The organism is Candidatus Afararchaeum irisae (genome assembly GCA_034190545.1).
Taxonomy (GTDB): domain Archaea; phylum Halobacteriota; class Halobacteria; order Halobacteriales; family Afararchaeaceae; genus Afararchaeum; species Afararchaeum irisae.
This window is the reverse complement of record JAXIOF010000029.1, coordinates 1-14,151: the sequence shown is the minus strand read 5'-3', so window position 1 is coordinate 14,151 and position 14,151 is coordinate 1. Positions and strand designations below refer to the sequence as shown.

Annotated in this window: 17 protein-coding genes; 5 read left to right on the top strand and 12 right to left on the bottom strand. The window is 55.2% G+C overall.

Features of this window, described 5'->3' with window-relative positions:
- Positions 1 to 18: 18 nt before the first annotated feature.
- From prf1 to SV253_04060, 8 genes are all read right to left on the bottom strand, one after another.
- On the bottom strand, positions 19 to 1,068 hold the full coding sequence (gene prf1 / locus SV253_04095) for a peptide chain release factor aRF-1 (GenBank protein ID MDY6775246.1): 1,050 nt from the start codon (positions 1,066 to 1,068) through the stop codon (positions 19 to 21).
- Positions 1,069 to 1,228: 160 nt separating this feature from the next.
- Positions 1,229 to 1,360, bottom strand: coding sequence for a hypothetical protein (locus tag SV253_04090; GenBank protein ID MDY6775245.1), 132 nt, complete (start codon positions 1,358 to 1,360; stop codon positions 1,229 to 1,231).
- A gap of 45 nt (positions 1,361 to 1,405) precedes the next feature.
- The gene (locus SV253_04085) at positions 1,406 to 1,855 is read right to left on the bottom strand and encodes a TRAM domain-containing protein (protein MDY6775244.1); all 450 of its coding nucleotides are present in this window, start codon (positions 1,853 to 1,855) and stop codon (positions 1,406 to 1,408) included.
- Between the two features lie 53 nt (positions 1,856 to 1,908).
- Positions 1,909 to 2,646, bottom strand: a complete 738-nt coding sequence (phoU, locus tag SV253_04080) for a phosphate signaling complex protein PhoU (GenBank protein MDY6775243.1) — start codon at positions 2,644 to 2,646, stop codon at positions 1,909 to 1,911.
- A 23-nt stretch (positions 2,647 to 2,669) separates the two neighbouring features.
- Positions 2,670 to 3,632, bottom strand: coding sequence for a phosphate ABC transporter ATP-binding protein PstB (gene pstB, locus SV253_04075; GenBank protein MDY6775242.1), 963 nt, complete (start codon positions 3,630 to 3,632; stop codon positions 2,670 to 2,672).
- Positions 3,625 to 5,148, bottom strand: a complete 1,524-nt coding sequence (gene pstA, locus SV253_04070) for a phosphate ABC transporter permease PstA (protein ID MDY6775241.1) — start codon at positions 5,146 to 5,148, stop codon at positions 3,625 to 3,627. The genes pstB and pstA overlap by 8 nt, the downstream gene beginning before the upstream one ends.
- A gap of 1 nt (position 5,149) precedes the next feature.
- Positions 5,150 to 6,241: a phosphate ABC transporter permease subunit PstC gene (gene pstC, locus SV253_04065; protein MDY6775240.1), complete on the bottom strand. Its 1,092-nt coding sequence runs from the start codon at positions 6,239 to 6,241 to the stop codon at positions 5,150 to 5,152.
- A 121-nt stretch (positions 6,242 to 6,362) separates the two neighbouring features.
- Complete coding sequence (locus SV253_04060) at positions 6,363 to 7,502, bottom strand: PstS family phosphate ABC transporter substrate-binding protein (protein MDY6775239.1); 1,140 nt, start codon at positions 7,500 to 7,502, stop codon at positions 6,363 to 6,365.
- A gap of 212 nt (positions 7,503 to 7,714) precedes the next feature.
- Between SV253_04060 and SV253_04055 the strand changes: the two genes are divergently transcribed.
- Together SV253_04055 and SV253_04050 are read left to right on the top strand one after the other, a co-directional pair.
- The gene (locus SV253_04055) at positions 7,715 to 8,128 is read left to right on the top strand and encodes a CBS domain-containing protein (GenBank protein ID MDY6775238.1); all 414 of its coding nucleotides are present in this window, start codon (positions 7,715 to 7,717) and stop codon (positions 8,126 to 8,128) included.
- A gap of 59 nt (positions 8,129 to 8,187) precedes the next feature.
- Positions 8,188 to 9,255 carry a phytoene/squalene synthase family protein gene (locus SV253_04050; protein ID MDY6775237.1) on the top strand — a complete coding sequence of 356 codons (1,068 nt, stop codon included), beginning with the start codon at positions 8,188 to 8,190 and terminating at the stop codon, positions 9,253 to 9,255.
- On the opposite strand, the gene SV253_04045 is transcribed toward SV253_04050, so the two are convergent.
- Positions 9,252 to 9,518 (bottom strand): hypothetical protein, encoded by a 267-nt coding sequence (locus SV253_04045; GenBank protein MDY6775236.1) that lies wholly within the window; start codon positions 9,516 to 9,518, stop codon positions 9,252 to 9,254. The genes SV253_04050 and SV253_04045 overlap by 4 nt on opposite strands.
- A gap of 58 nt (positions 9,519 to 9,576) precedes the next feature.
- Positions 9,577 to 10,704, bottom strand: a complete 1,128-nt coding sequence (locus SV253_04040; protein MDY6775235.1) for a nitric oxide synthase oxygenase — start codon at positions 10,702 to 10,704, stop codon at positions 9,577 to 9,579.
- 56 nt (positions 10,705 to 10,760) lie between these two features.
- Between SV253_04040 and SV253_04035 the strand changes: the two genes are divergently transcribed.
- From SV253_04035 to SV253_04025, 3 genes are read left to right on the top strand one after another with little or no spacing between them, the layout of a single operon-like run.
- Positions 10,761 to 11,426, top strand: coding sequence for a glycerophosphodiester phosphodiesterase family protein (locus SV253_04035; protein ID MDY6775234.1), 666 nt, complete (start codon positions 10,761 to 10,763; stop codon positions 11,424 to 11,426).
- A gap of 42 nt (positions 11,427 to 11,468) precedes the next feature.
- Complete coding sequence (locus tag SV253_04030) at positions 11,469 to 12,770, top strand: adenylosuccinate synthase (GenBank protein ID MDY6775233.1); 1,302 nt, start codon at positions 11,469 to 11,471, stop codon at positions 12,768 to 12,770.
- Complete coding sequence (locus SV253_04025; GenBank protein ID MDY6775232.1) at positions 12,767 to 12,961, top strand: methytransferase partner Trm112; 195 nt, start codon at positions 12,767 to 12,769, stop codon at positions 12,959 to 12,961. Before SV253_04030 ends, SV253_04025 begins: the two co-directional genes overlap by 4 nt.
- A 20-nt stretch (positions 12,962 to 12,981) precedes the next feature.
- Here SV253_04025 and hisI read toward each other — a convergent pair whose 3' ends face one another.
- Together hisI and SV253_04015 are read right to left on the bottom strand one after the other, a co-directional pair.
- The gene (gene hisI, locus SV253_04020; GenBank protein ID MDY6775231.1) at positions 12,982 to 13,353 is read right to left on the bottom strand and encodes a phosphoribosyl-AMP cyclohydrolase; all 372 of its coding nucleotides are present in this window, start codon (positions 13,351 to 13,353) and stop codon (positions 12,982 to 12,984) included.
- A gap of 15 nt (positions 13,354 to 13,368) precedes the next feature.
- Positions 13,369 to 14,151, bottom strand: a 783-nt coding sequence (locus tag SV253_04015; protein ID MDY6775230.1) for an A24 family peptidase C-terminal domain-containing protein, incomplete at its 5' end; no start/stop codon positions are given.

Genomic DNA, 14,151 nt, shown 5'->3' with positions numbered 1-14,151 from the left:
AGACTCGCTGTTTTCGTATTACCATCTCAGAATAGCTCCGACTCCGCCGAAGCTCTGGTAGAACTGTTCTCCCTTGTCGAAGTCGGTCGATATGTACTCAGTCTCGCCTCCCATCTCGTCGGCTTTCTCGGCGAGCTCTTCGTACCTCTCTCCCTCGACGTCCTCCGATATGAGTAAGGTCTCGACTCTGCCGTGTTCGACGAGATCCTCGACCCTGTCGACTCCGTAGGCGTTCTTGCCCTCACGTAGGTCGGAGTAGAAACGTTCGATTAGCTCTTTCTCCTCGTTTATTCTCTGTTCAGAGATGACCTCGTCGGCGGCGTCTGCGAGCTGTCTCAGACCGCTCTCGCCGGCGTAAGAGACAGCGAACCTGCCTATTATCATCTTCTCAAGCTCGTGGTGGAGGTATCCGCCATCGAGGAAGTCCTTCCTCGTGATCTCGGTTCCTCCGACTATCACGCCGTCTATCTCCTCGGAGTCGAGTATCTTGCCCGCGCTCTGACCGACCTTCTTGAAGAATCTCTTCTTCTTCTCCCTCCTGTCACGCGCGAAACGCTGGGCACTCTGACCTCCCGCCTTGTGCTTACCGTGGAGGTTACTCTCCATATGCTTCCTCTCCCTCACTGTGTTGCCCTCCAAGACGCCTATGCTCGCCTCGTTCTCCGTGATTATGACAAGACCATAGGTCGTCGAGCTGTCGAGCGACGTCTCCAAGGGTTCTATGAGGAACTCGGAGTCACAGTGGTAACGTGACGAGTCTATCGGGGTTTCGAGGTCGTCGAAGACGTAAGTCTCGTCCTTCGACGAGAATATCACGAGACCGTTCTCGGGCGTCTGTCTGTAGTTGCCGAGGACGTCGAGTATCGACTGGAGAGCCGACTTGACGTTCTGTCTCGTCTCCTTGCTCTTTATGTTGTCAGCCTCCGAGATCTCGGTACGTATCCTGTCCCTGTAGTCGGCGATGTTGCTCCCCGGAGATATGTAGAGTGAGACTAGCTCGGTGTTGCCCCCCTTTATCTCGGAGAGCCTCTCGAACTCCTTCTTCTTTTCGTACTCTTTCGCTTTCATATTTTGTCACAGATGAACCTCTCGTACTGGTTACTTACTCGGTTATTCGTGACGGTTACGTATACTGTCTTCGGTAGTTAGCCGTCGACGAGAACTCCGTCACCGATGAATACATTTATATATTAGGAACTGAGGATTATAAATCTGTCGCTGGAGTGGGTCAGATCCTCACGGATTCGAGGAGACGTGTCCCCGTCTCGGGATCTGCGGTGAGGACTACCCCGACGGCGGTAAACGTCAGGAGGAGAAGTAGAAGTATATTTCCGTGTCTGTGCTCCCGTGGAGTATACATCACGGTTTATCATTAATTTACACAGATAAATATCTTTTGTTGGGCTTAGCCCCAGAAGTTGTCGCGGCTTCCGAGAGCGGGATCGTCTGTCTCGGTCTCTGTATCGGAGTCGTTCTCGTCGTCTGACTCTATGACCTCCTCGTCGGCGTCGTCAGGGAGTCTCTCTATGAGCTTAGACCTGGCGTAGGAGCTTTTGACCTCGGAGACGCGTGCACGTACCTTGACGCCCGGGACTACTCCGTCTACGAGTATTATAAAGCCGTCGTCTGTTCTTCCGAGCCCCTCACCGCTCTGGTGTATGTCGGTTATCTCGACTACGACCTCGTCGCCGACACTCACGGGCTGTTTACGTGGGAGCTCTACGCCACATTTCCAGCAGTGAGGCTCGAAGTCGTCGGAGTCGGGTGGAGCGTTCCTCGCGGTACATCTGCTTCTGGGACACGCGAGGTACTCTTCGTGTCTGTCTGGGTCGTAACGGTTAGAGGCTCGGGGCATTGTCTCTAAGTACTACGTCTACTCGGAAAGGTCTTTCCTGTCTGAGTCGGGCCTCAGTAGACGAGCTCCTCCTCGTTCTGTGCGATATACAGGACACGTGCGGCGATGTTGACAGAGTGGTCACCGACCCTCTCTATGTCACGTATAGCGAGGACTATATGTCTCGCCTCGTGGAGGACGTCGTCTATCTCCGCCTCCGACCCAGACTTCTCGATCAGGCTCCTCATGAGTCCCTGACCCACTTCGCCACACGCCTCATCGAGGTCTTCGTCTTCTGCCGCAATCTCGTAGGGTATACGTGTGTCGGCGTCGTCGTAGGCTTGTACCGACTCCCTCAGCATCTTGAGAGCGTTTCTGGCTATGTTCCCGATCTCGACGCCTTCTATGACCGAGTCCCTGCTTTCGAGGGCGTACTCGGCGATGTTGGTCGAGAGGTCGCCGACACGTTCGAGGTCGGTGATTATCTTGAACGAGCCGACTACGAGACGCAGGTCACTCGCGACAGGCTGCTGGAGTGACATCAGATCTATACAGTCCTGTTCGAGACTGAGGTAGAGGTCGTTTATCTCATCGTCCGACTCTATGACCTCACGTGCAAGCTCCTCGTCGTCGTTCTCGAAGGCTTCGAGACTCCTCTCGTACTGTTCGACGACCGCCTCCGCCATCTCGGTGACACCCTCCTGAAGCTCGTCGAGATCCTCTCGGAAGCTCTTCCGAGTGTGTTCTTTCTCGGATTCGGATCGGGTTTCTGTCACTGTCTCGTCGTCTTTTTCTCTTTCTCTGATAGTCATGTCAGGTTAGATAGGTTAGGTCTTTAACCGAACTTGCCTGTTACGTAGTCCTCGACGCGCTGACTCTCGGGGTTCTCGAATATCTTGTCGGTCTCGTCGTACTCAGCGAGCTCTCCGCCAGTGAGGAAGACAGCCGTCTGGTCGCTTATACGCGCCGCCTGTTGCATGTTATGTGTCACTATGACGACTGTGTAGTCCTCGGCGAGGCTCTCTATGAGATCCTCTATCCTCGCTGTGGCTATCGGATCGAGAGCACTCGCGGGCTCGTCCATCAGAATCACCTCGGGGTCAACTGCGAGACACCGCGCGATACAGAGACGCTGTTGCTGTCCTCCCGAGATTCCGAGTGCGTTGTCGTCGAGACGGTCTTTGACCTCGTCCCACAGAGCCGCACGTTTAAGCGATCTCTTGACTATCTCTTCTTCTTCTTCCGATTTCCTCCCGAGAAGCTTGTCGACTATACCCTTCCGAACCTCGCCGTGTTTCCTCGGACCGTAGGCTATGTTGTCCCAGATCGACTTCGGGAACGGATTAGGGTGTTGGAAGACCATTCCGACCCTCTTCCTGAGCTCGACGAGGTTAGTGTTGTCCTGGTAGATGTCCCTGCCGTCTATCTCGACTGTACCCTCGACACGTGCCGACTTTATGCGGTCGTTCATACGGTTGAGACATCTCAGGAAGGTCGACTTTCCACAGCCACTCGGACCGATAAGAGCCGTGACGCTCTTCTCGGGTATGTCCATCGAGATACTCCGTATCGCCTGTTCGTCCCCGTAGTAGACGTCGAGATCCTCGACGGATATCTTCGCGTCGCCCTCAAAGTCGTACTCGACCCACTCGTCCTGTATCTCCTCGTGTGTCTCTCCCTTGGTCGTGTTGACTCCTCCTGAGCTCGACTCACGTGACCGACTCTCTAGATCTGGATCTGACTCTACTTCTGTCTCAGTCCCGGCTTCGGAACCGGTTTCTGTTTCTATGTCACTCATGTTTTAACTTCCTCCTGAAGTATTTCCTCGATACTATTCCGATGGCGTAGAACGACAGCACGACTAAGAGAAGAACGAAGGCTGTTCCCCAGCCGAACTCCTCGTTGCCTCCTACACCCGCTGTTATTATGGCGTAAAGCTGGTACGGGAGAGCACTCGAAGGCTGCATAAGCTCCGAGAAGTTAGCCGAGACGAACGGGAAGGAGCCGCTGAAGCTGAAGACATCGACCGCGGCTTGGGGAAACGGCTGTCCCGAGGTCACGAGTAGTATAGGCGCGGTCTCGCCGGCTATCCTTCCCACCCCGAGTATGACCCCTGTGGTTATTCCCGGCATCGCCGCGGGAAGCACTACGCTCTTTATAGTCTCCCACTTGTTGACGCCGAGTGCAGCACTCGAATCCCTGTATGCCTTCGGGACGCTCTTGAGTGCCTCTCGTGTCGTTATGAGAACGAGAGGAAGGAGCATAAATCCAAGAACTATCATGCCCGATAGAAGCGAAGAAGTATTTCCGAACCGGGGAACGAGGAAGGCGTACCCGAAGAGACCGAAGACTATGCTCGGTGTACTCCAGAGTCCGTTAGTCGCTGTCTCGACGACACGTGTGAACTTACCCTGTTCGGCATACTCGGTGAGGAAGACCGCGGCTCCGACTCCGAGCGGAACCGAGAACAGGACGGCTCCCACGACGAGCCATACGGTTCCGACTATTGCGGGGAATATGCCGTTGTACTGGTTGAGTATCGAGTAGCTGTTCATAACGAAAGGAACCTTCGGGGGGAATACCTGGGCACCCTCCACGACCTGAGGGAGACCCTTGGCTGTCACGAAGAGTATCAGAGCGAGAAGAATAGCTAGCATACCGAAGGCGTTGAGACCTATGAGTACGAAGGCTCCTTTCTGACGTCCTCGGCTTCCGAAGTCACCGTGTGCCTTCGCGGAAGTCCAGGTCGTGAGAAGGCTACTGAAGGCGGAGAGAGCCGGAACCACGACCGTGGCACTGAAGGTAACTGAGATCCCTTCGGGGTTCCACGACCATCCCGGGTCTATTATACCTGTTACGAAGACGAGACCGATACCTACCGAGAGAAGACCCGGGACTGCCGTCGACCCGAGGTCTTCGTCGACGTAAGCCGTGAAGGCTGCGACTAAGAGACCCGCAGCCACGCCTACTACTAAGGAGCCCGCCGCGATCCAGAATCCGAGTACTCCTATCAAGCCGAAGACTGCGGCGACGAAGATCCCCGAGGTCTGGCTCGGATCGGTCTCCACGAAGCCGAGGTACGACGACAGACCGAGTCCCACGACTCCGGCTCCTATTACTAACAGTCCGAAGCCGAACAGACTGAAGACTGTCGTTCCGAGTATCTCCGACTCTACGTCAACCAGTCTGAGTATAACGGCGTTGCTCAGAAGAAAGACTAAGAAGCCCAACGCCGCGGCTCCGACTGCTGACCACTCGTAAAGCGATGCCTCCTCCTCTATGAGTTCGGTCTCGTATGCCTCGCTCCCACTCATATTACTGTAGACCCTGGAACTTCTGTTTCATTCTTGCTTCTATCATCTGTGACACAACCGATATCACGAGAACTGTGACGAACAGCACGACACCCGCCGAGAAGAGAGCCTTCATATGGGTACCATGGGCATTACCGTACTGACTTGCTATTAGACTCGTGAGCGTCTCAGTGTTACCGAAGATATTGTAGACCGGTTCGGGAAACACCTGAGAATGTCCGAGTATGACAGTCGCAGCCATCGTCTCTCCTATCGCCCTTCCGACTCCGAGTAGAACCGCCGCCGAGATACCCGAGACAGCCGCGGGTATCGTGATGCTCTTCATCGTCTCCCAGTCGGTGACTCCGAGAGCGAGAGATCCGCTCTTAGTCGACTCGGGGATGCTGTCTATTGCGTCCTCGGCGACAGAGACAACTGTTGGGAGAGCCATTATTCCGATGACGACTCCAACGACGAAGAGACTTCCGAAGGTAGGGAGTGCGAAGACCTGCATCATGTACTCGTTGATTATGACGTATCCAATGAAGCCGTAGACTATCGAGGGTATTCCAGCGAGTATCTCGACCCCGGGCTTCACGACCTCCCTGACACGTCTCGGAGCTATCTCCCCTATGAAGAGAGCGCCCGCGACGCCAAGAGGACCCGCTATCGCCATCGCTATCAGAGTCGTTATGAGAGTCCCCCACATCATCGGTGCGAGTGAGTAATAGTCCTTGTTGGGATTCCACATCGCTATGGGGGATGTGATATCTTTTCCAAAGGGGATGAATATCTCAATACCCATACTTCGGAAGACTGGTATCGATTCGAGAAAGAGATAGACTGTTATGAGCCCGAGAACCAGAACCGTGAAAACAGTGGTGAGAAACGCGAGGGATCGCGCTGTTTCTTTCTGATAGGAGTACCATCCGTAGGCTGCAGACATTACGAAGACGCTGAGAGGATAAACAGTCCACGACGCCTGGAGAAGGAATCCGACGAAAGCAGCCATCACGGAGACAGCACCTAGTATCTGTAGACCGACGACCCCCGTACGTGAGCCTGAGGTACTGTCGGTCTGAGTCTTTCCTGTCAGTTCTACATCATCCAGCATTGTTTTGGTCTTATCTTTTCTGGTGTATTAAACTCTCTTCTTCTCCACCGAGCTAGCAGACACAGTAACACGGAGCCCGTCGAGATAAGGTGTAGAGGGGAAGAGCTCTACTCGCGTCTACTTACACCACGGTATCGGGGAGCTTCGCACGCTGCTCCTCACGTCTACTCTCAGGAAGCTTGAAGTAGTTGTTGGGCTCGACGAAGTTCTTCTGTCCGTACTCGCTTAGGAGCATACGTATGAACACAGCCTCCTTCTTGGATGTTCCGTCGTAGGTGTAGCAGTGGAGGTCACGCGAAAGGGGGTATCCCTTCGCACCGAGGTTCTTTCCGTACTCATAGGTTGTGCCGTTGAGTTCGAGTGCTATAGGGGGAACCTGTCCATTAGGCTGGATGAAGGCGAGAGCCATGTATCCTATGGCGTTGTCGGAGTTGGCGACGAGTGTCTGAACCTGCTGGTTCTCTCCCTTTCTGACATCGGGCTTTATAGATGCTTCGGGGTCGCCGTAGAGGTTCGCACGGAAGGCTGTGTCGGTTCCCGACCCGACCGCACGTCCAACAGCCTGTATCTTCTTGTCGGGACCTCCGACTTCGCTCCAGTTGGTGATCTCCTGCTTGTAGATAGCTCTGAGCTGATCCCCCGTGAGCTTAGTAACTCCTGCGTCATAGATCTCACGCGAGACAACGATGGGCTGTCCGTCGACTCCGACTACGTGGTCGACAAACTTGTCTAGCTTCGACTGCGAGAGGTCGGGAAGCTCGTCGGCGACGGGAGCACTTGAGTCTCCTATGTCAACCTGTCCCTGCATGACCTTGTTGACTCCCGTGCCCGAGTGGCTGAGTCCGACGTTGACCATGAAGGGGGGCTGACCGCTATCCTTGGGCTCGAAGCCGTAGAGACCTGCCCAGTAGTCGGCGAGGGGCTTGTCAGTGTCTATGCCGTACTGACCCGGTCCCCAGTACTCCTTGTCGTCAGCAGGAGGGTTCGAGTTCCACACAGAGGCTCCCTGGCTCGTTATGGGGTAGACAGTCGAAGATCCGTCAGCCGTCAGAGGTCCTACTCTACTCTGAGACTGCTGCTGGTTCTGATCCTGAGACTGACCTCCGCCGTTCTGTGTCTGCTGACCTCCGCCGTTGGTGTCGGTAGTTTGCTCTCCTCCATTTCCTCCTCCGCCTCCGGTACATCCTGCGAGTCCGGCGATACCTGCGGCACCCGCTGCCTTGAGTAAGTCACGTCTCGAAACTCCGTCTTGGTCTGACATCACTTTGAGAAGCAGTTGAGACAAACATAAACCTAACGGAATGAGTATATATCTGAATACATATCTGTATTTTTTACCGATTTAAATATATATTTCTATATACCAATATAGATGAACCACGTTTTATCCAGTCGCCCCAAAGCTCATAAGTATTAATTGTGATCATTCTAGGGTATCGCCCGACAGATACCACAGACATCCAGAGAAAGAAAATGACAGTAAAAGATATCGCCAGAGAAGACGTCGTGACCGCAGATAGGGGAGAGAGCATAGCCGGAGTGTGTGAGATAATGGAAGACGAGAGCGTCGGGAGTGTCGTGATAGAGAAGAACGGCTCTCCTGAGGGGCTCGTGACGGACAGGAAGATAGCGATGGAGATGGGACACGGAGTCGACGGCGGAGCACCCGTAAGCGAGATAATGACGACCGACCTCGTGACTGCCGACGCAGACGACGGTGTCTTCGAGGTTCTGAGGACGATGTCGGACGAGGGAATAAGGAGATGTCCCGTAGTCGAGAACGGCGAACTCGCGGGTATCGTCACGCTCGACGATATGGTAGTTCTCCTCAGCGACGAGCTCGCCAACGTCTCGGAGGTCATCACAGGTCAGTCGCCGCCGTATTAGGAGTCGAACGGTAACCAAAGTACCTTAACCTTTTGTTTGGTTGGATTATATAGGGTAACATGGAAGAGTCCAGCCTCGACCTCGGAGACAGGAACTTTAAGGATGAAGACCTGGAGTGGTGTTACGACACTGTCCAGGACGTCTCGCGCACGTTTGCTATCACTGTGGATCTACTCGACGAGCCGATGTCATCGTATATCTGTGTAGGTTATCTCCTCTGCCGTATCGCCGATACCGTTGAGGACGCCGGACATATACCTCCTGAGGAACAGGCTGAGATACTCGACAGATACAACGACGTACTTGAAGGAGCCGACCCCGAGGAGTTCGAGGAAGAGGTCGAGAAATGGATTCCCGACGGGAACGACGACGACTGGAAGCTCGTGGGCAACGCCTCGCGCGTCGTAGGAGTATTCAGGTCGTTCTCGCCCGAGAGCCGGAGGGCGATACTCCCGCCTGTACAGGAGCTCGTAGGTGGGATGTCTGAGTTCGTAGAGAGATACTCGTCGAAGGGCGGTCTACGTATACACTCAGTCGAGGAGTTAGAGGAGTACTGCTGGTACGTCGCCGGAACCGTAGGCGACCTCATAACTAACCTCGTCGTGAGAGGTGCATCGAAGTCGAAGACAAAGGTCGATGTTCTGAGACAGAACTCACGTTCGTTCGGTCTCCTCCTCCAGTTGGTCAACGTCGCCAAGGACGTCAGGAAGGACTACGAGGAGGAGAACAACGTCTACCTCCCCGCCGAGTGGCTCGAAGAAGAAGGCGTAGGACAGGAGGAGGTCGCGGATGAAGAGAACGCCGACGCCGTCGCGAGAGTCGTGAGACGTGTCGTAGACCGCGCCGAGGGCTACCTCGACGACTCACAGACGTATCTCGAGGAGGTTCCCGAGAAAGACGGCAACAACTTAGAGGCGTGGGCAGTACCTTTCCTCCTCGCGGTCGCTACACTCCGTGAACTCAGGTCACGTCCGAGCGACGTCGTCTTAGAGGGCGACGTAAAGATATCACGCAGAGAAGTGATGGCAATAATAGATGCCTTCACGTCGCCTGACTCCGACGTCGGAAAGGAGTCAGTAGGCGACCTCAGAAAAACCGTTTCGAGGAAGCCTTTCCACAGATCCTAGCGAGGCTCTACCTTCCAAGTCGTCGCATTGCTCTGACTCCATCTCTCTATCGAGACGGGAAGATCCGACTCCTCCGACAGCCTTCCGAGATTAGCGCCGACCTTCTTCGCCGAGATTCCGAGGTCGCGGGCAATCTTTTTGCTCTTGAAGAAGACCTTCCCTTCTTCGGATCTCTTTCTGAGATACTCAACGATTGCTCTCCGTTCATCGTTGTAGTCGTCACGTCGGTGCTTGGAAGCCCGGGCTGTCTGTGTCTGCGACATCGTAATTCTACATCTGACCGAAAAACAGTTATAACTGACTTAGGCTAAAAAGACGGTTTTAGTCTTCGTCGTCGTTCTCGTACGGAGCGTCCTGGTAGAAGTAGTTGGGTGTCCTCACAGTGTCGTCGTAGGGCTTGTGGAAGATATGTGTCGTCGCGGGCGAGACGGGAGGTATGAGCCAGCTCCATTTCCCCGTGACCTCGCGTCCCTCGTCTTCTTCCTCCTCCTCGAACTCCTCGAACTGTTCGGCTGCAGTGTGGTGGTCGACTATCTTGACGCCGTCCTCCTCGTACGAGTGGAGAACCGCCCTGTTTAGCTCGACCACCGCCTCGTCCTTCCAGAGTGTGCGCGGGTTCGATATGTCGTACCCGAGTCCCTCGGCGACCTCGGGAAGCATGTCGTACCTGTCCTCGTCGGCGAAGTTACGCGCGCCTATCTCTGTCTCCATGTACCAGCCGTTGAAGGGCGCGGCGGTATACTGGAGTCCTCCTATTTCGAGACGCATGTCCGAGACTATCGGAACAGCGTACCATCTCAGACCCAGATCCTCGAACCAGTCGTACTCAGGATGGCGTATACTGACTTCGAGAGCAATCTCGTCGGGGACGTCGAAGATCTCGGGTTCGTTGTCCCGGATCTGTATCACGAGAGGAAGTAGATCGAAATCTGTCCTCTCGCCCTCGGTCTCCCATCCCCTCGACTCGCAGTACTCGGTGAACTCGACCTCGTCGGGGTCACCAATTATGCCGTCTTCTGTCTCGTAACCCGCGTAACGCACGAGTTCGTAGTTCCAGATACGTACCTGCTGTTCGCCCCGTACCATCGGCTTGAATATCGATATGGCGGGCTTTATGTCGCCGTCACTAGTGGCGTATTCGATATGGTCACACAGAGCCTCATAGACCCCTTCGGCAGTCTCACGTCCGCGCTCGTCTATGACATTGAGCCTGTCCCAGAAGAGACGTCCTATACATCTGTTACTGTTACGCCACGCCATCCGCGCCCCGTGTTCGAGCTCCTCGTAGGTGTGTTCGTAATGCCCAGTCTCGTCTATCGAGGATCTTATCTCTTCGAGACGTTCGTCGATCTCGTCTTCCTTTCCGAGTTCGGAGTAAGCCTGTCGCACGAACTCCTCAGCCTCTTTATATACTTGATCGGGGTCGTAGTCGGGAACAGAAGACTCCATGAACTGTTGTATAGTAGTCACGTAGTGCTTTAGAGTCTGCGTTTCGTACCCGGGGTATGACGAGACTCATCGGACATAGAGGCTGTTCTCTCGCACCCGAGAACACGGTAGAGGCGGTGGAAAAAGCGGCGGAGTACGTCGATGTGGTCGAGGTCGATGTCCGAGCGACAAAGGACGGTGTTCCTGTTCTCCTCCACGACGAGACAGTCGACAGGACGACTTCGAAGACGGGAAGACTCGACTCATACAGGTACGAGGAAATAGAGGACGTCGTCCCACGTCTCGACGAGGCTCTCGAAGCCGCCGAGGAGTACGGCTTAGACCTCAACATAGAGGTGAAGGAGAGACGTGTCACCGACGCAGTACTCGACCTCCTCGAAGGCTACCCGGGGGACGTCATCGTCTCGTCTTTCGACTACGCGGCTCTGAGGGAGTTAGCCGAGAAGTCGAACCACGGTCTCGCGCCTCTCTTCGAGGAGGGGGACGGATTCGGTGTCGCCGAGGAGGTCGACGCGTCGGCGGTACATCCCCACCACGACCTCGTCGACCCGGAATACGTAGACGAAGCGATCCAGAGAGGTCTCGAAGTCAACGCGTGGACTGTCAACGATGTCGGGAGGGCTCTCGAACTCGTCGGTATGGGAGCCGGAGTAATCACGGACGTTCCTCACGAGATAGACCCGGAGATGAGAGACCGAGCCGAGGATAACGAAAGCTACTAAAACGCGCGCGAGGAAGATCAAGAGGGTAATAGAGGTAGAAGAATGGGAGCAGGAGTAACTATAGTCGGTTCTCAGTTAGGAGACGAAGGCAAAGGAAAGATAACCGATCTCTACGGGGAGTCAGCGGATGTCATAGTCCGTTTTCAGGGAGGAGACAACGCCGGTCACACCGTCGTCGCAGACGGTGAGGAGTTCAAGCTCCATCTCGTCCCTAGCGGCGTCATAAGAGGTAAGACAGCAGTCGTCGGCAACGGCTGTGTCGTCAACCCAACTGTCCTCCTCGAAGAGATAGAAGAGCTCAGAGAGAAGGGTATCGACCCCGATCTGTATCTCGCGGAGCGCGCACATATCATAATGCCGTACCACCGCGTCCTCGACGGAATGGAGGAGGACGCCAAGGGGGACATGGCAGCCGGAACGACGGGACGTGGAATAGGACCGTGTTACGAGGACAAGGTCGGAAGACGTGGAGTGCGCGCGCTCGACCTTCTCAACCCCGACAGACTCAGAGAGAAGCTAGAGTACGTCGTTCCGCGTAAGAGAGCTGTCGTAGAGGACGTCTACGGACTCGAAGCGGGTGACGAGTTCGACGTCGACGAGATATACGAGGAGTACGTCGAGTACGGCGAGGAGCTCGAAGACTGGATAATAAACGCGAGCGAAGTCATAAACCAGAGACTCGACGACGGCGACGACGTCCTCTTCGAGGGCGCACAGGGAACATCGCTCGACATAGACCACGGAATATACCCGTACCTCACGAGCTCTAACACCACAGTCGGGGGAGCGTGTACGGGAACCGGAGTCGGAGCGACACGTCTCGACGAGACCGTCGGTGTCATGAAGGCGTACCTCTCGCGCGTCGGAACAGGACCCCTGCCGACAGAGCTCGAAAACGACGTCGGAGACCATCTCGTCGAGGTCGGAAACGAGTACGGCACGACGACGGGCAGACGGAGACGTGTCGGCTGGTTCGACCTTCCGATGGTGAGACACGCCTCACGCATAAACGACTTCACTGGAGGTGTGATCACGAGCATAGACGTCCTCGACGGTCTCGATGAGGTCAAGGTCTGTGAGGCGTACGACCTCGACGGCGAACGTGTCGAGAGTATCCCCGCCGACATGGACGACTGGGCGAGATGTGAGCCCGTCTACGAGAGATTCGACGGCTGGGAAGGCGTCGACTGGGACGCGATAGAGACCTACGACGAGATACCCGAGAACGCGCGCGCCTACGTCGAGTACCTTGAGGACGAACTCGACACCGAGTTCTACGCCGTGAGCGTAGGTCCCGGAAGAGAGCAAACTATAATCCGTACCAACCCGTTTGACAAGCCATGAAGCCAGACCTAATGGATATAATCTGCTGTCCGGTGTGTAAGTCCGACCTCGAATTCACTGTCGACGAGGAGGACGACGACGGCGAGATAATCGAGGGTAGTCTCTACTGTGAGGACTGTGACGAGACATACCCCATAGAAGACGGAATCCCGAACCTCCTCCCTCCCAATATGAGGGAAGACGACGAGTGATCAGTAGTCAGTATCAGTAATCAGTAAACTTCGTCGGGGTCGAAGACCTTCTCGCCGACGACCTCGCCGTCTACTCTTCTGTGGAAACACGACCTGTAGCCGGTGTGGCAGGCGCCGCCCTCCTGTTCGACCTTGAGTAGAACGGCGTCGGCGTCACAGTCGACGAGTATCTCGTCGACGTCCTGGGTGTGTCCGCTCGTGGCTCCCTTGTGCCATATCTCGTCGCGCGACCTCGAATAGTAATGTGCCTCGCGCGTCTCTCGCGTCTTTTCGAGAGCCTCCTGATTCATGTAGGCGAGCATCAGAACCTCTCGCGTCTCGGCGTCCTGTGTGACAGCAGGGACGAGACCGTCTTCGCCGAAGTCTATCTCTATGTCTTCTGTCTCAGCCATACACCGAGTACGCCGCTACGTCAGAAAAAGCCAGCGTAAGACGGCATATACGACGTCACCGTAGGTCAGAGCTACGACGAGACCCACCGTCATAGGAAGTATGAAGGGTATCCCAGGGGTTATCCAGACTTTGTCCGCCTTGAGTATCCGTCTCATCTCCTCCTCGTCGTTCTCTATGTCGTCGGTGACCCAGTCGGTCTCGTTGACGAACTCCCTCAGATGCAGATCTGAGGCGTCGACCTCCGACAGCGACTTGAGATCCCTCCAGTCTACGTAGTCACGGAAAAAGTCGAGATCAGTTCCCGAGAAGGTCATAGACTCGTCGGGTAGCTTCAGAATACGTCCATGTCGCGTGTGTAAGTCGTCAACTTTGACCTGTCTGCCGACCACCATCAGGACGGGGTTACTGAATCCGTGTCTCAAGATATTCTCGACGAGGAGACCCAGAGGATACAGAGCACCTACTACGACTGTGTTTCCGAGGACTGTGAGTATGAAGACCCCGGCTTCCGACCGGACTACGGGAAGACCCCAGAAGTCGGGATAGACAGGGAACAGAAGGCTCAGGACTACTATCGCCTTCATGTCTGCGCCACCGAAGGCACCTATGCGGTAGAAGAAGTATCCGAAGACGCCGCCGAAGAGTAGGCTGATAGCGGCGAAGACAGCCACGGTCTGTGTGTCGAGAAGGAGTAGGTCGGCAGTAAGCCCCCCTAATCCCAAGACTACTAAGGGATACCAGACCTCGTCGCGCACACGTCTCTCAAGCACGTCGCGGTAAGAGGCGTAGCCGAAGAC